The 15,897-nt window shown below is 71.4% G+C and carries 16 protein-coding genes; 6 read left to right on the plus strand and 10 right to left on the minus strand.

Annotation, left to right across the window (positions count from 1 at the left end):
- The first annotated feature begins 66 nt into the window (after positions 1-66).
- Positions 67-837 (plus strand): LysM peptidoglycan-binding domain-containing protein, encoded by a 771-nt coding sequence (locus ACWEVP_RS00070; RefSeq protein ID WP_452060403.1) that lies wholly within the window; start codon positions 67-69, stop codon positions 835-837.
- 65 nt (positions 838-902) lie between these two features.
- The gene (locus tag ACWEVP_RS00075; RefSeq protein ID WP_452060404.1) at positions 903-1,466 is read left to right on the plus strand and encodes a hypothetical protein; all 564 of its coding nucleotides are present in this window, start codon (positions 903-905) and stop codon (positions 1,464-1,466) included.
- A gap of 27 nt (positions 1,467-1,493) precedes the next feature.
- Here the strand turns inward: ACWEVP_RS00075 and ACWEVP_RS00080 are convergent, their stop codons facing one another.
- The gene (locus ACWEVP_RS00080; RefSeq protein WP_452060405.1) at positions 1,494-2,273 is read right to left on the minus strand and encodes an enoyl-CoA hydratase/isomerase family protein; all 780 of its coding nucleotides are present in this window, start codon (positions 2,271-2,273) and stop codon (positions 1,494-1,496) included.
- Positions 2,274-2,346: 73 nt separating this feature from the next.
- On the opposite strand from ACWEVP_RS00080, the gene ACWEVP_RS00085 reads away from it, so the two are divergent.
- Positions 2,347-3,180, plus strand: a complete 834-nt coding sequence (locus ACWEVP_RS00085; protein ID WP_452060406.1) for an alpha/beta fold hydrolase — start codon at positions 2,347-2,349, stop codon at positions 3,178-3,180.
- A gap of 8 nt (positions 3,181-3,188) precedes the next feature.
- Here ACWEVP_RS00085 and ACWEVP_RS00090 read toward each other — a convergent pair whose 3' ends face one another.
- The 3 genes from ACWEVP_RS00090 to ACWEVP_RS00100 all read right to left on the minus strand — a co-directional run bounded on the left by ACWEVP_RS00090 (position 3,189) and on the right by ACWEVP_RS00100 (position 6,331).
- Positions 3,189-3,530 carry a hypothetical protein gene (locus ACWEVP_RS00090; protein WP_452060407.1) on the minus strand — a complete coding sequence of 114 codons (342 nt, stop codon included), beginning with the start codon at positions 3,528-3,530 and terminating at the stop codon, positions 3,189-3,191.
- Positions 3,530-5,197 carry a hypothetical protein gene (locus tag ACWEVP_RS00095; protein ID WP_452060408.1) on the minus strand — a complete coding sequence of 556 codons (1,668 nt, stop codon included), beginning with the start codon at positions 5,195-5,197 and terminating at the stop codon, positions 3,530-3,532. Before ACWEVP_RS00095 ends, ACWEVP_RS00090 begins: the two co-directional genes overlap by 1 nt.
- A gap of 114 nt (positions 5,198-5,311) precedes the next feature.
- Positions 5,312-6,331 carry a helix-turn-helix transcriptional regulator gene (locus ACWEVP_RS00100; protein WP_452060409.1) on the minus strand — a complete coding sequence of 340 codons (1,020 nt, stop codon included), beginning with the start codon at positions 6,329-6,331 and terminating at the stop codon, positions 5,312-5,314.
- A gap of 88 nt (positions 6,332-6,419) precedes the next feature.
- Between ACWEVP_RS00100 and ACWEVP_RS00105 the strand changes: the two genes are divergently transcribed.
- Both ACWEVP_RS00105 and ACWEVP_RS00110 read left to right on the plus strand, forming a co-directional pair.
- A complete protein-coding gene (locus ACWEVP_RS00105) occupies positions 6,420-6,836 on the plus strand; it encodes a cupin domain-containing protein (protein WP_452060410.1) in 417 nt (138 codons plus the stop codon).
- Entirely contained in the window at positions 6,833-7,234 is a 402-nt protein-coding gene (locus ACWEVP_RS00110; RefSeq protein ID WP_452060411.1) for a DUF1304 domain-containing protein, read from the plus strand. Before ACWEVP_RS00105 ends, ACWEVP_RS00110 begins: the two co-directional genes overlap by 4 nt.
- Here ACWEVP_RS00110 and ACWEVP_RS00115 read toward each other — a convergent pair.
- Positions 7,231-7,653: a MarR family winged helix-turn-helix transcriptional regulator gene (locus tag ACWEVP_RS00115; RefSeq protein WP_452060412.1), complete on the minus strand. Its 423-nt coding sequence runs from the start codon at positions 7,651-7,653 to the stop codon at positions 7,231-7,233. The two genes, ACWEVP_RS00110 and ACWEVP_RS00115, sit on opposite strands and share 4 nt — an antisense overlap.
- A 45-nt stretch (positions 7,654-7,698) precedes the next feature.
- On the opposite strand from ACWEVP_RS00115, the gene ACWEVP_RS00120 reads away from it, so the two are divergent.
- Positions 7,699-8,955: an amidohydrolase family protein gene (locus ACWEVP_RS00120; RefSeq protein WP_452060413.1), complete on the plus strand. Its 1,257-nt coding sequence runs from the start codon at positions 7,699-7,701 to the stop codon at positions 8,953-8,955.
- On the opposite strand, the gene ACWEVP_RS00125 is transcribed toward ACWEVP_RS00120, so the two are convergent.
- The 5 genes from ACWEVP_RS00125 to yajC all read right to left on the minus strand — a co-directional run bounded on the left by ACWEVP_RS00125 (position 8,931) and on the right by yajC (position 15,795).
- Positions 8,931-11,279 (minus strand): RelA/SpoT family protein, encoded by a 2,349-nt coding sequence (locus ACWEVP_RS00125; RefSeq protein ID WP_436385753.1) that lies wholly within the window; start codon positions 11,277-11,279, stop codon positions 8,931-8,933. The genes ACWEVP_RS00120 and ACWEVP_RS00125 overlap by 25 nt on opposite strands.
- A gap of 339 nt (positions 11,280-11,618) precedes the next feature.
- A complete protein-coding gene (locus ACWEVP_RS00130; RefSeq protein ID WP_452060414.1) occupies positions 11,619-12,137 on the minus strand; it encodes an adenine phosphoribosyltransferase in 519 nt (172 codons plus the stop codon).
- Between the two features lies 1 nt (position 12,138).
- Positions 12,139-13,368 (minus strand): protein translocase subunit SecF, encoded by a 1,230-nt coding sequence (secF, locus tag ACWEVP_RS00135; RefSeq protein ID WP_452060415.1) that lies wholly within the window; start codon positions 13,366-13,368, stop codon positions 12,139-12,141.
- 1 nt (position 13,369) lies between these two features.
- On the minus strand, positions 13,370-15,172 hold the full coding sequence (secD, locus tag ACWEVP_RS00140) for a protein translocase subunit SecD (RefSeq protein ID WP_452060416.1): 1,803 nt from the start codon (positions 15,170-15,172) through the stop codon (positions 13,370-13,372).
- Positions 15,173-15,390: 218 nt separating this feature from the next.
- Positions 15,391-15,795 (minus strand): preprotein translocase subunit YajC, encoded by a 405-nt coding sequence (yajC, locus tag ACWEVP_RS00145; RefSeq protein WP_452060417.1) that lies wholly within the window; start codon positions 15,793-15,795, stop codon positions 15,391-15,393.
- Positions 15,796-15,897 lie beyond the last annotated feature (102 nt).

A 15,897-nucleotide genomic window follows, 5' to 3' on the forward strand; every position in this document is an offset into this window, starting at 1 on the left:
CGCTCCGGCCCCGTGTAAAGGGGCAACACCGGGACCCGCCGGGGTCGCCGGGGAGAGGTGCCGACGATGGTCGCGAACCCCGCGGTGCGCCGCGTGCTCGGGCGAGCCGGGGCCGCCGGTGTCCTCTGCGCCGTGCTCGCCGGGGGTCCGGCGCTCGCGCAGACCCAGCCGCCTCCGCCGGCCGTCAAGTACTACGTCGTGCCGCACGCCGGCAACCCCGACGACATCACGCTGTTCAAGATCGCCGAGCGCGCTCTCGGTGACGGCACCCGGTTCCCCGAGATCTTCGAGCTGAACCGGGGGCGGCCGAGACCCGACGGGACGCCCTTCACCGACCCCACCGCCATCGAACCCGGCCAGGTGCTGCAGCTGCCCGACGACGCCCGGGACCCCGCCGTGCGGTTCGGGCCACTGCCGGGCACTCCCCCGGCGCCCGCTCCGAAAGCCGACCCCGTCGAAGAACCCTCCGGTCTCGGCGTCGGGCTCGCGTCGGCCGTCAGCGGCACCGGCGGACTGCTCACCGGCCTGATCGCCGGGCTCTGGTGGCGGCGCCGGCCGCGGCTCGTCCCGCCGCCGCCCTTCGAACCGGTCGATGACGCCGGGGCCGACGACGGTTCCGGCTCGGTCAGCGGGACCCTGCCGATCCCGGTGGTGCCCGAGGTCCTGCGGCCGGAGCCGATCACGACCGAGCTTTCGATCATCGTGCTCGACACGGCCGAAACCCAGGTGATCGCGGCCGTCCGGCCCGGCTCGCGGTTCCACTTCCGGCTCGGCGGGAAACCGGACTTCGCCGACGACGCCACCGTGCTGGTCGTCGACGGCGAAACCGAGCCCTGAGCTGAACGGATCAACCAGCGCCGGAACTCTGGCCTTCGGGGCGCCGGTGCCGCAATAGTCGAACGATGACCTCGGATCCGTTCGGGACGCTGCGCAAGACGCTCTGGATCGGTGGTGCCCCGTGGACGGGCAAGTCGACCGTCGCCCGGCTGCTGGCCGCGCGGCACGGGCTGACGACCTACCACCACGACGACCGGGCCCGGCCCGGTGCCGCGCCGGCCGACGACGTCCCGGCCGGTGACCAGCTGACCGCCGTGCTCGCCGAATTCCGGCAGCGGTTCGAGTGCGCGCTGGCCGATCTGCGCGCCCTGACCTCGCCGCGGCCGATCGTCGCCGAGGGGCGGGGCCTGCGCCCGGAACTGGTCGCCCCGCTCGTGGATTCGCCGAGCCGGATGGTCGTGCTGGTGCCGACCGAGCTGTTCCGCCAGCACCAGCTGCGCCACCGGCCGGACGAGCCGGCCATCCCGCGACAGCGCAGCCGCCTGACGCGCGACCGGATGCTCGCCGCGCAGGCCGTGCGCTCGGCCCGGGAGCTCGGCATCCGCGTCATCGAAATCGACGGGCGGCTCGACCCCGCCGGGGTGACCGACGTCGTCGCCGAGCACTTCCACGCCTACCTGGATGGCTGAGACCCAAACCGTCCGAAGTGGACGGTTTCAGCGGAAGGTGAACCGCGGCGGACGGCGCTCCAGGAACGCGGCGACGCCCTCCGCGTAGTCGACGCCGTGCAGGGCCTCGGAGCGGATCTCCTCGACCTCGGCGTCGGACGTCTCCTGGCCCGCGACGATCTTCTCGATGATCCGGTTCATCCCGCGGATCGACGCCTGCGAGCGCGAGCAGAGCGTCGCGGCGAACTCCCGCGTCGAGGCCTCCAGCGAGGCGGCCGGGAAGACGTCGTTGAGCAGGCCGATCTCGCGGGCGCGGCCCGCGGTGATCAGCTCGCCCGACAGCAGGAAGTACTTCGCGTGGGCCGGGCCGACCAGCGACACGAGCTGGCGCGTCGAGTCGAAGTGGTAGACGATGCCGAGCTTCGCCGGCGTGATCCCGAAGCGGGAGCCCTCGGCCGCGAAGCGGAAGTCGCAGGCCACCGAGATCTGGCAGCCGCCGCCGATGCAGTTGCCCTGGATCATCGCCACCGACGGCTTGCGCAGCGCGGTCAGCGCCGCCACCGCACCCTCGACCGCCTTGTCGTAGCTCGCCGCGCCCTCGGCAGTGGTGCGCAGCTCGCCGAACTCGCTGATGTCCGCGCCCGCCGAGAAGTGCTTCCCCGCCCCCGCGATCACCAGCACCTTCACCGCGGGGTCGGCGTCGACCTCGGCCACGACGTCCGGGATCGCCGACCACATGCCGTAGGTGATCGCGTTCATCTTCTCCGGGCGGGTCAGCGTGAGCCGGGCGACTTCGCCGTCGCGCGTCAGGTCGAATCCGTCGGTCATGGTTGGCACCTTAATCGCTCGCCCTGAGCGAAAACTGCGGTGTGTGACACGGTCGGGTGGCTAGCTTGGGCCCATGGCGACGATCGAGGTGGGCGGGACGGCGTTCGGCTACGACGAAGCGGGAGAGGGGCCCGCCGTCGTGCTGCTGCACGCCGCGATCGGCGACCGCCGGATGTGGGACGCCCAGTTCACCGCGCTCGCCGCCACGCACCGGGTGATCCGCTACGACCGCCGCGGCTTCGGCGAAACCGCCGACGGCCCCGGCGAGTACGCCCACTTCGAGGACCTGCTGGCCCTGCTCGACTCCCGGGGGATCGAGCAGGCCGCGCTGGTCGGGGCGTCGATGGGCGGGGCGTGCGCGCTGGACGCCGCCCTGGCCGCGCCGGAGCGGATCACCCGGCTCGCGCTGCTCGGCTCGGGCCTGACCGGGCACCCGTGGCCGGACCACATGCAACGGGACATCGCGCGGCTGACCACGGAAATACTCCCCGCCGGGCGGCTCGCCCAGTACGCCGCTCGCGAGATCGACGTCGACGAGACGGATGTGCGCGCGATGGCCGAGGCGAACATCCGCTACCTGGTCGCCGGGCCGGAGCGGGACGTCTCGGTCCTGCCGCCGGAAATGCTCGCGCTGGTGCGGGAAATGTGCGAGCAGGTCTACCGGCACGACTGGACCGCTCCACAGTGGACGGAGAAGATCCCGGACACCCGGCACCGGCTGGGCGAGATCACGACCCCCGCCACGGTGGTGATCGGGACGGCGGACGCCCGCGGGCTCGTCGAGCTGTCCCACCACCTCGCGGCGTCGCTGCCGAACGCGGAGCTCGTCGAACTCCCCGACACCGGCCACCTCCCGGGGATGGAACGGCCGGACGAGGTCACCGCGTTGCTGCGGAAAGTGCTCTGAGGCGGCGCTCAGGTGAAGATCTTCTGGACCTGGTCGGAGATCTTCGCGACCAGCTCGGAGAACTGGGCCAGCCCGCCCAGCAGGCCCTTGACCTTCTCCCAGCGGCTGCGCACCACCGCCGGCTCCGCCGCGTCGCCCGCGCGGAGGTCTTCCGCCAGGTCGGTGAGCGTGTCCTCCAGCACCTCCTGCTTCGCGAGATCCTTCCCGCGCACTTCGGCCGTCAGCCGCTCGACCAGCTGCAGCAGCGAGGAAACCGTCTCGTCGGCGCTGCCGCCTTCGATGCCGGTCTGGGTGATCCGGCCCGAGTTGTCCCCGCCGATGCTGACCTTGTTCGTGATCCGGTGTCCCATCAGGCCTCCGTTCCGGCATTGCGCGCGGTTGTCTTCGGCACGCGCGGCCGCGGGCCGCGCTGCCCGGTCTGGGTGATCGGGGCGCGGTTGTCGCCGGCGATGCTGATGTCGTTGTTGATCACGACCGCGGCCTGCTCGTCGAACTGCGCCGTCGAGAACCCGGCGTCGGCGAGCAGCTTGCCGATCGTCGGCAGCAGCCTGCTTCCGATGATCTTCTCGTAGCGTTCGACGTCGACGAGCTGGAAGTAGTCGGCGAACAGGTTCACCGCCGCGAGTTCGCGCAGGGTGCTCGACGCGCCGTAGCGCTCCGGGTCGAGGACGCCGGCCTCGCGCTTCGGCTGGCGGATCCACGACGCCAGGTTCGCGATCCGGCCCGGCAGGCTCGCCGGCAGCTCCAGCCAGGCGAGCAGCCCCTGCCCGAACGGGCGCAGCGACTCCTGCCGCATCTTGTCCACGACCCGGTACTCGGCCTTGATCGGCGGCAGCATGAACGGCGTCCACTCGACGTAGAGCGTCGTGTCGTCCACCGCCACGTGCAGGAACGTCGTGAGCACCAGATCCCGGTCCCAGGTCTCCACCTGGAAGCACAGGTAGTAGCGCGCCCACTCCTTCGGCTCGCGCCGGATCCGTTCGACGTCGGCTTCGGTCAGCCGGGTGTGCGGCGGGTACTCGATGTCCGGCAGGAAGGACGCGGCCTCGGCGTCGGTGAGGTGGTCGATGAGCTCGGCCGCCGGGGTGAACACGGCGTCGGTCACGGTCAGCCCGCCCAGCCGCCGGTCCGGCGACAGCGCGGCCGACTCCCGCAGGTTCGCGATCGCCCCGCGGATCTCCTCGTACAACGTCTCGGTGGTCAGCTCCCGCCGCGTCTCCGGGTCGCTTTCGTCGTCGTCGAGCCGCTCCAGCGGGATCGCCATCGACCAGGCGTCCCGGCGGAAACCCGCGCCCACGAACGGTTTGTAGCCGCGGTACACCACCAGCGGCGCGCCCGGCGCCCCGGCGAACTCGTCACCCCGCTGGTAGCGGCCGAGCTGCGCGCGGAAGTCTTCGGTGAACAACCCGGAGAGGCTGCCGGTGTCGGGGGACGGCGGGGCGAAGCGCTTGAAGCGCGTCGTCAGCAGGTTCCACAGCGACCAGCGCTCGAAGGTGACGACCATGAGCACGACCACGGCCAGCACGATGCCGAGGACGACCCGGGCGGTGTCGTCGCCCGAGGAGTCGCCGAAGTCGATGTCCTCGGCGTAGCGCGACGAATACGAGCTCCGGGAGTCGAAGATCTCGTCCGAGTAGAGCAGCAGCAGCCACGCGACCACGGCGGCGGCGAGGAGCAGCGCGATCGTCCGGGGGTTGAACACGCGGTCGTTCGCGGTCGCGTTCTTCCCGCTCCGCGCCACGAGCAGGATGACCGACAGCACGATCCAGCCGTACAGCAGCGGGTTGTCCCACGACAACCCGATGACGACGGCCATCAGCCCGACCAGCAGGCCGTCGTAGTTCTTGCGGCGTGCCCGCGCCCGCACCGCCTCGGTCAGCACGCGGCCGGCGTCGAGGCCCGGTGACGGCGGGACCGGCCGGGTCGGCTCGACGAGGAACTCGGTGATCGCCTCTTTGCTGTAGCGGGGATCGAGGTACGAAGCCGCACACAGGTAGCGCGTGGTGTCGTCGGACATGCTGCCCCCTCGGCTCGGCCGCCCTGCAATTTGCGGACCGTAGCATGCAGTCGCAAAAACCGGCACCGCAATTCCGGGCGAAACCGGCACGGCCGTTTCCCGCGCGCGGAATGGTCAGGAAAGCAGCTTCGCCGTCAGTTCGCCCCGGCTCCGCACGTCCGCCTTGCCAAACACCGACTTGAGGTGGTCCTGCACCGTGTGGGCCGAGATGCCGAGCCGCTCCGCGATGTCCACTGTGGACCGGCCGGCCAGCACCTCGCGGCAGACGTCGCGCTCGCGGGCGGTCAGGCCGTAGGCCGCCAGCCGCACGCTCAGCAGCTCGGCCCCCGACGCGCGGCCGACCGTCACCACCGTCTCGTCGGCGTCCTCGGCGACCAACCTGCTGGCGTGCAACACGATCCAGCCGCCGCGGGCGTCGCGGACCCGGGCGCGGAACGTGCCGGACGACGCCGCCCGCGCACCGGTGACCACCGCCCGCAGCAGCACCGCGAACCGGCCGGGCGCGATTTCGTCCAGTTCGGACCGCCACGCCGCGGCCGCCGCGGTGGCCGCCCGCTGCCTGCCGTCCGGGCCGGCGACGACGATCGCCGCGTCCGCCCGCTCCCCCGTGTCGCGCGTGCGCGCGGCCACCCGCGTCGCGGCCGCCACGGCCGGCGCGATCGCCGTCAGGAACTCGACTTCGCGGTCGCTGAACTCGCCCCGCCGCACCAGGCCCGCCGCGCCCCACGACGTCCCGTCGACGCGGAACACCGCGCGCAGCTCGTGGCCGAGGCCCAGGGGCCGCCAGACGTCGTTGAGCCGGCCGCTGCGTTCGACGTCCCGGTGCGGCAGGTCCGAGAGCCGGGCCACCGGCACCGGGCGCGCGGCCAGCTCGGCGAAGGTGTGCGGCTGGGCGCCGTCGTACTCGTACGTCGCCAGCAGCGGCTCGAACTCACCGGGGATCCGGGCGCGCCCGCTGGTCATCGAGCTGATCACCGCGGTGTCCGGGTCCAGCGACGCCCAGCAGGTCAGCTCGGTGGGCACCACCCGCTCGACCAGCTCGATGGCGGCGGCGTGCAGCTCGGCGACCCCGAGGCCCGCCGTCGCGAGTGCGGCGATGTCGCGCCGCGCGCCCTGCGCCCGACCCTCCCACATGGAGGCAGTATGCGCCGCGGACCGCCGGCGCGGGTATCCCACATTCACGGGATGTCCCCCGGCCACAGCGGCGCCCAGCATCGGTGGCATGACCCACTTCAGCGCACCGGGCGAAGGCCCGGAATTCGATTCGAAGGACGCCCTGATCACCGTCAAGGTCGGCGCCGAGCACACCGGCGGGGCCTACGAGCTGTTCGAGGTCGACGCGCCCCGCGGGCCGTCGGTCCCGCCGCACGCCGAGCCCTGGGCGAAGAGCTTCTACGTGCTGCACGGCCGCATCACGGTCTACGTCGACGGCGAGCTGCACGACCTCGGGCCCGGCGCGTCGATCAGCATCCCGGCGGGCGCGGTCAACACCTTCACCGTGCACACGCCGTCGGCGAAGTTCCTCGCGGTCAGCCTGACCGACGCGATGGGCCGCTTCTTCCGCGACGTCGACCAGGCACCGGCGGAGCGGATCCCGGAGGTCGCGAGCCGGCACGGCGTCGAGCTGGTGCGGCCGTGAACGCCGTGGTCCAGGTCTTCGCCGGGATCGCCGCGCTGGTGCACCTGCTCGCGTTCACGTGGGAGGTCGTACTGTTCGAACGGCCGGGCGTGCACGAGGGCATCTTCAAGATCCCCACGGCGAACCTGCCCGCCACCCGGCTGTGGTCGTTCAACGTCGGCTTCTACAACCTGTTCCTGGCCGCCGGGCCGGTGGCCGGGCTGGTCCTGCTGCACACCGGTCAGGCCGGGGCCGGGCGTGCGCTGGTGCTCTACGCCTGCGCGTACATGGCCCTGGCCGGGATCGCCCTCGGCGTGTCCGACCTGCTCGCCCTCAGCCGGCCGCGCGGCGCGGGCCGGGGCGGTGCCCTCGCGCAGGCGGTGCCGCCACTGGTCGCCCTGGTCGCGGCACTGTTCTAACCGGACTCGAGCAGCTGCTCGCTCCACGCCCGGATCGCCGCGGCTTGCTCGGGCGTGAGCCGGTCGAGGGCCAGCCGCCGGATGTTGGCGCCGTGCGCCCGGGTGGCGCGCTCCGCCGTCCGGCGGCCCTCCTCGGTCGGCTCGATCCCGGTGCGCCGTCCGGTGGCGCCGTCCTCGGTCCGCGCCACCAGGCCGCGGTGCTCCATCCGCGTCAGCAGGTGGGCGACGCGGCTCTTCTCCCAGTCGAGCGCGTCGGCGAGCTCGCCGACGCGCATCGGCCGGTCCAGTGTCACGAGCACGCTGAACTCGGCCTTCGAGATGCCGCAGTCGCGCTGCAGCCCGCGGTCGAGTTCGCGGACGAGCAGCCGGTGGGCGCGCATCCAGGTGTCCCAGAACTCCCACTCCGCCGGCTCCAACATGGGAGTAGCATACAGAGTTGACGCGTCAACTCTTGGAGGAGACCGATGAAAACACTGCTGCGCGGCGGCATGGTGGTCAGCATGGACCCGGCGCTCGGGGACCTTCCCCGTGGCGACGTGCTCATCGAGGACGGCCGGATCGCCGCGGTCGGCGCCACGCTCGACGTCGACGCCGAGATCGTCGACGCGACGGGGAAGATCGTGCTGCCCGGGTTCGTCGACACCCACCGCCACACCTGGCAGACGGCGTTCCGCGGCCTCGGCGCGGACTGGACGTTCGACCAGTACCGCGCCGCCGCGCACGGCAAGCTCAAACCGCACTACCGGCCCGAGGACGTCTACCTGGGCAACCTCCTCGGGCGCCTGGAGGCCCTGAACTCCGGCGTCACGACCATGCTCGACTGGTTCCACTGCGCCCTCCACCCGGAGAACGCCGACGCCGCGATCGCCGGGCTGCAGGACGCACCCGGCCACTCGATCTTCTGCTACGGCGCCGACGGGCCGGACATCGCACCGGAGATCCGGCGGGTGCGAAAGCTGCTGCCCGGCGATGACATGGCACTCGGCCTGCGCGGTCCGGTGGTGTCCACAATGGACGAGACCGCCGCGGATGTCGCGCTGGCGCGGGAACTCGGGCTGCCGGTGAGCGTGCACGTCCACGGCACCGGCGGCTGGCGGCACGGCGACCGTCCGATCGAGGGCATGCGCGCGCGGGGCCTGCTCGACGACCGCACGACCATCGTGCACGGCAACGGCCTCTCCGACGACCAGCTGGCCATGCTCGCTGACGCCGGTTCCTCGGTGTCGGTCAGCCCGGACGTCGAGCTGAAGATGGGCTTCGAGCCGCTGATCACCGGCCGGGCGCTGGCCGCCGGGTTGCGCCCGTCACTGTCGGTCGACGACTGCCTGTCCGCCGGCGGTGACCTGTTCGGCGCCATGCGCACGGCACTGGCCGTCGACTGGGGCCTTACGACGCGGATCGTCCTCGAGTGCGCCACGGTGAACGGCGCCCGGACCTGCGGGCGCGACACCGGCAGCCTCAGCCCCGGCAAGGACGCCGACCTGGTCCTGCTGGACGCCGAGGACCTCTCGGTGTTCCCCGTCGGCGACCCGGTCCGCACCATCGTCAGCGCCGGTCACCCCGGGCTGGTGGACAGCGTTTACGTCGCCGGGAAGGCGGTCAAACGGCACGGGCGCCTGCTCGGCGTCGACCTACCGCCGTTGCGCGCGCGGCTCCTGGAGTCGCGCGAGCGGATCGCCGGCGTCTCCGGGATCGGTCAGGAAGCCGAAGTCACGCGGTAGACGTCGTAGACGCCCTCTACGCCGCGGACCACCTTGAGGACGTGGCCGAGGTGCTTGGGGTCGCCCATCTCGAACGAGAACCGGCTGACCGCGACCCGGTCGCGGGACGTGGTCACCGACGCCGAGAGGATGTTGACCTTCTCGTCCGCCAGCACCTTGGTCACGTCCGACAGCAGGCGGTGCCGGTCGAGCGCCTCGACCTGGATGGCCACCAGGAACACCGAGGACGCCGAAGGCGCCCACTCGACCTCCACCAGCCGCTCGGGCTGGGACTGCAGGTCACCGGCGTTCGTGCAGTCGGTGCGGTGCACCGAAACGCCGCCGCCGCGGGTGACGAACCCGAGGATCTCGTCGCCCGGCACCGGGGTGCAGCACCGCGCGAGCTTCGCCCAGACGTCGCTGGCGCCCTTGACGACGACGCCGACGTCGTTGGAACCCCGGCGCCGGGTGACCGTGGACGGCGTGGCCCGCTCGGCGAGCTCCTCCTCCGCCGCGTCGACCCCGCCGATCAGCGCGACCAGCCGCTGCACGACGTGCTTCGCGCTCGTGTGGCCCTCGCCGACCGCCGCGTAGAGCGAGGAGATGTCGGCGTGACGCAGCTCGGTGGCGACCGCGCCCATCGACTCCGCGGAGACGAGCCGCTGGATCGGCAGGCCGACCTTGCGGATCTCCTTGGTGATGGCTTCCTTGCCGCCTTCGATCGCCTCGTCGCGGCGTTCCTTGGCGAACCACTGCCGGATCTTCGCGCGCGCCTTCGGCGAGCCGGCGAACTGCAGCCAGTCGCGCGACGGCCCCGCGTTCTCCGCCTTCGACGTGAAGATCTCGACGACTTCGCCGTTCTCCAGCTTGCGTTCGAGCGCGACCAGGCGGCCGTTGACGCGGGCGCCGATGCAGCGGTGCCCGACCTCGGTGTGCACGGCGTAGGCGAAGTCCACCGGCGTCGAGTCCACCGGCAGCGTGATGACGTCGCCCTTGGGCGTGAACACGAAGATCTCGCGGGAGGCCAGCTCGTAGCGCAGCGACTCGAGAAAGTCGCCCGGGTCCGCCGCTTCCCGCTGCCAGTCGAGGAGCTGGCGCATCCACGCCATCTCGTCGACGTCCATGGCGTTGCCGGTGTGCGTGCCCTTGGTTTCCTTGTAGCGCCAGTGCGCGGCGATGCCGTACTCGGCGGTGCGGTGCATCTCGTAGGTGCGGATCTGCACCTCGAGGGGCTTGCCGTCCGGGCCGATCACGGTGGTGTGCAGCGACTGGTAGACGCCGAAGCGCGGCTGCGCGATGTAGTCCTTGAACCGCCCGGGCACCGGCTGCCACAGCGCGTGCACGACACCCATCGCGGCGTAGCAGTCGCGGACGTCCTCGACGAGGATCCGGACGCCGACCAGGTCGTGGATGTCGTCCAGGTCGCGGCCGCGGACGATCATCTTCTGGTGGATCGAGTAGTAGTGCTTCGGCCGGCCCTCGACCTTCGCGGTGATCCGCGACGACACGAGGTTGCTGGTCAGGTCCGTGATCACCGACCGCAGGTAGATGTCACGCGAGGGCGCGCGGTCGGCGACCAGGCGCACGATCTCGTCGTACTTCTTGGGCTGCAGGATCGCGAACGCGAGGTCCTCCAGCTCCCACTTGACCGTGGCCATGCCGAGCCGGTGCGCGAGCGGGGCGAGGACTTCGAGCGTCTCGCGGGCCTTGCGGGCCTGCTTCTCGGGCGGCAGGAAGCGCATGGTGCGCATGTTGTGCAGCCGGTCGGCGAGCTTGATGACCAGGACGCGGGGGTCCTTGGCCATCGCGATGACCATCTTGCGGATGGTCTCGGCCTCGGCGGAGGTGCCAAGCTTGACCTTGTCCAGCTTCGTGACGCCGTCGACGAGTTCGGCGACCTTCTCGCCGAAGTCGGCTTTCAGGCTCTCGACCGCGTAGCCGGTGTCCTCGACCGTGTCGTGCAACAGGGCCGCGACCAGGGTCGTGGTGTCCATGCCCAGCTCGGCGAGGATGGTGGCGACGGCGAGCGGGTGGGTGATGTACGGGTCGCCGGACTTGCGCCGCTGGTTCCGGTGCAGTTCCTCGGCGACGTCGTAGGCGCGCTGGAGCAGCCCGAGATCGGCGTTGGGGTGCAGCTCCCGGTGGATGACGGCGAGCGGTTCGAGGACCTGCTTGACCGGGGCGGCGCGTTGCGCGGTGATCCGCCGGGCGAGCCGCGCGCGGACCCGCCGGGTCGCGGACGGGTTCGGCGCCGCGCCGTTCGGCCTCGGCGGCTGGGCCGCCGCCTGCCCGTTCTGCTGGGCGCCCTCTTTCGCGGGCACCGCGGCGTCGAGCTCCTGGCTCACCCGCACCTCCTGCTGCTCGTGCGGCCGTTCGAACCACCAGGGTAGCCGTTGCGCCTCGCGGCCCTCTCGGGTGCGCCCGTTCAGGGGGATGTGGGGCCTGTCACCTGCGGCATTACCGCGCGGATTCACTGAGCGGATAAGGCCCACCACCCCGACGCCCGATTGTGACTACGGCCGGCAGTACCGCGTCAAGGCGGGAAAGCGTGCCTTGACCCGGCACTGCCGGCCGTGTTGGGGCTTCGGATCGGGGTTGCGGGGAGCCCTGGGTGGCGTGCGGTGCGGGTTGAGTGCCGGGCCCGCCTTGAGCCCCGCTCCGACGACCCGGCCTTGGCAGCCCTCTCAGCAGGTCTTGAGCGCGTGGACCTTGCGGCCGCCGAGCACCTCGCGGCCGCCCAGCGCGCCCAGTTCCAGGACCACCGACACGCCTTCGACCACCGCTCCCGCGTCCTCCAGGAGCTTGCCCGTCGCCGCGACCGTGCCGCCCGTCGCGAGGACGTCGTCCAGGATCGCGATGCGCTGGCCGGGCTTCACCACGCCCGCGGGCAGCTCGACCGTCGCCGTGCCGTACTCCAGGGCGTAGTCCACCCGGCCCGCCACCTGCGGCAGCTTGCCCGGCTTGCGGATCAGCACCACGCCGAGGCCGCGGGCGTACCCGACGGCCGCGGCGAGGAGGAACCCGCGGGCTTCGACACCCGCGAGCGCCTCGACACCGGGCGCCAGCGTCTCCGCCAGCGCGTCGGTCACCGCCTTGAACGCACCCGCGTCCGCGAAGAGCGGGCTCAGGTCGCGGAACAGCACGCCGGGCTCGGGGAAGTCCGGCACCTCGGCGATCAGGCCGAGGGCGTCGCTCAGCTCCACGTCAGCGCTTCCGCTTTCCGGCCGGCTTGCCCTGCGGACGCTGCTTCTGGATCCGGGCGGGGACGCTGGCCGCGGCCGCGTACGCCTTCTCCTTGCGCAGCTCCTTGGCCAGCGCGTCGTCGTCCCCGGCGTCGAAGTCCTCTTCGCCCGCCGCCTTGCGCTCCTGGGTGACGCGGCGCTGGCGGACCCGCTCGGCCTGCTGCGCGTACTTCGGGTCGCGCATCTTGAAGTCGACCAGCAGCGGCGTCGCCAGCGCGACCGACGACAGGACGCCGACCAACGTACCGGTGAGCTGCACCAGCGCGAGGTCCTGCAGCGTGCCCGAGCCGAGCAGGACGTACCCGACGATCAGCAGGCCCAGGATCGGCAGCAGCGCGATGAACGCCGTGTTGAACGACCGCATCAGGGTCTGGTTGAGCGCCAGGTTGGCGGCCTCGCCGTAGGTGCGGCGGGTCAGCCCGAGCAGGCCGCGCGTGTTCTCGCGGACCTTGTCGAACACCACCACCGTGTCGTACAGCGAGAACCCGAGGATCGTCAGCAGGCCGATCACGGTCGCCGGGGTGACCTCGAAGCCGATCAGCGAGTACACACCGGCGGTGACCAGGATGTCGTGCAGCAGCGAGACGAGCGCCGCCGCGGCCATCCGCAGGTCGAAGTAGATCGCCAGGAAGATGACCACCGCGACGAGGAACACGCCGAGCGCGATCAGCGCCTTCTGCGAGATCTCACCGCCCCAGGACGCGCTCACCGCGCTGTCGCTGATCGCCTGCACGCTGGGCTGGCCGTTGCTGCCCTTCGGGCCCAGGTCCTGGAACAGGCCCTGCTTGACCTTCGCGACGTCGGCCGCGTTCAGCGTGTCCGTGCGGATCTGGATGGTCGACGCCGCACCGGTGCCGACCTTCTGCGCCTCGGCCGCCGGGCGGCCGAGCGCCTTCTCGAACGAATCCTTGGCCTGCTGCTCGGTGATCACGCCGTGCGTGCCGTTGGCCGGCATCTGGATCTGCGTGCCGCCCTCGAACTCGATGCCGAGGTTGAACCCGCGGATGATCATCGACGCGAGGCAGACCAGCACCAGCGCGCCGAAGAAGACGTACCAGCGCTTGCGCTTGCCGACGACGTCGAACGCGCCCGTGCCGACGTAGAGCCGGTGGAAGACGCTTTCCTTCTTGCCGGGCTTGGCGGGCGCCTTCGCGTTGCCTTCGGCGTCCGTGCCCAGTTCCTCGACCCCCACGTCAGGCCTCCTTCACGTTCGCGCGGCCGACCGAGGTCGACTTCTTACGCTGCGAACCCACTTGCTGCACGGCGCCGAGACCCAGGTGCCTCGGATTGGACAGGAACGCGTTCTTGGACGTGGACACCATGGCCACCAGCGGGTGCGTCACCAGGTACACGACCACCAGGTCGAGCACCGTGGACATGCCGAGGGTGAACGCGAAGCCCTGGACGTCGCCGACCGCGATGACGTACAGGATGGCCGCGGCCAGGAAGCTCACCGCGTCCGAAGCCAGGATGGTGCGCCGGGCGCGGACCCAGCCGCGCGGCACCGCGGACCGGAACGTCCGGCCCTCCCGGATTTCGTCCTTGAGCCGTTCGAAGTAGATGACGAACGAGTCCGCCGTGATACCGATGGCGATGATCAGGCCGGCGATGCCCGCGAGGTCCAGCGTGTAGCCGATCCAGCGGCCGAGCAGCACCAGCACCGCGAACACCAGCGCGCCGGACAGGGCCAGCGACAGGATGGTGAGCACGCCGAGCAGCCGGTAGTAGAACAGGCAGTAGATGAAGACGACCAGCAGGCCGATGCCGCCGGCGATCAGGCCGGCCTGCAGCGAGGCCAGGCCGAGCGTCGCCGACACGGTGGTCGCGTCCGAGGAAGCGAACGACAGCGGCAGCGAGCCGTACTTCAGGATGTCCGAGAGGTCCTTCGCCTCGGACTGGGTGAACTTGCCGGTGATCTGGGTGTTGCCGTCGAGGATGGCCACCTGGATGTTCGGCGCGGACACGACCTGCGTGTCGAGGACGAACGCGGCCTGCTGGTTGACGTTCTTCGAGGTGAAGTCCGCCCAGATCTTGGTGCCCTCGCCCTTGAAGCTGAGGTTCACCACCCACTGGCCGCGCTGCTGGTCGTAGCCCGAGGTCGCGTCGGCGATCTCGGTGCCCGGCAGGAACTCCGGCTCCAGCAGGTACTTGTAGGTGTTGTGGTCACCGCAGGCGACCAGCGGCAGCTTCGGGTCGTCGTTGCCTTCGAGGGCGTCCTTGGCGTTCGGCGCGCAGGTGAGCGACGCCATCGCCTTCGCGACGAGGTCCTGGTTCGGGGTGCCGTCCGCGCCGATCAGCTTCGGGTCCTGGCGCAGCGCCTTGGCCGCCTGGATCTGCTTCGCGGTGTCGGCGTCGACCGAGCCGTCCGAGGGGGCGGGGGCCTGGCTCGACGCCGGCGGCGGCGTGGTGCTGCTGCTCGGCGGGGCCGGGGTGGTGCTCTGCTGCTGCGCCGGGGCGCCCGCGGCACCGCCGCCACCGGCGGCCGGGCTGGACGGCGGCGCGCTCGACGAAGCGGCCGGCGGCTTGGAGCTGCTGGGGGCACCGGACGTCGGCGCGCCCGAAGTCGGGGTACCGGTGGCCGGCGGCGGGGTGGTGGTCTGCGGCGGCACGACCGGCTGGGTCGCGTTCGCGACGACCTTGCGGAAGCCGAGCTTCGCGGTCTTGCCCAGGTTCTTCGCCTGGTCGCCCTGCTCGCCGGGGACGGTGATGACGACGTTGTTGCCGTCGAGGAGGACCTCGGTGCCGCTGACGCCGATCCCGTTGACGCGGCGCTCGATGATCTGGCGCGCCTGGTTCAGGGATTCGCGGGTGGGCTGGCCGCCGTCGGGGGTGCGGGCGGTGAGCGTGACCCGGGTGCCGCCTTGCAGGTCGATGCCCAGCTTCGGGGTCGGCTTGTGGTTGCCGGTGAGGAACACCAGCGCGTACAGCACGATCACGATCAGGGCGAAGAAGGCGAGATAGCGTCCCGGGCGGAGATGCCCGGCCGATGATGCCACGGTGCTTCGGTCTCCTCGGACTGGGTTGCCCCAACTAAGCGGTGCCCGCCCGGAGGGTTACCGGGAGGGACTGTGTGCGATTCACTCCCGGGCACGGGTATGACGGCGGACACGCACGCAGCACCGAGACACTACTCGGTGCTGCGTGAGCCCGGCGTGCGAGGCCACACCGACTTTCGTCGGGCGTTCCCGCGACCCGCCCAGGGTGCCGCGAGGGCCTACTTCTTGCCGTGCTCCAGCGGCGGGGCCACCTGAGCCGTGGTCTGCGGCTCGTCGTCCTTGATGCCGGAGGTCGACTCGATGATCGGCTCCTCGGCGGGGGCCTCCGCCTCGTCCACGGTGTCCTCGTCGGTCTCGACGACCGGCTCGACCTTCTCGCGGACCGCGAGCCGCAGCCAGGTGGTGACGACGCCGGGCGCGATCTCGATGTCGATCGTGGTGTCGCCGGAGGCGTCGGCGACGGTGCCGTAGAGACCCGAGGTGGTCATCACGCGGTCACCGGGCGCCAGGCTGTTCTGCAGTTCCTGCTGCGCCGCCTGCTGCTTCTTCTGCTTGCGCGTGCTCATCACCAGCGGCACGGCGAGGACGAGCACGAGGAGCAGGGGCAGCAATAGACTTTGCATGATTCTCCGTTCGACGGACACCGGCGGCATGCCGAAATGTCCGGTTCTTGGGTATGTGCTCCTGTCAAGTGTGCCAGGTACCAGCGCGGACGCCAGCACCCA

It is taken from the genome of Amycolatopsis sp. NPDC003865 (assembly GCF_053605345.1).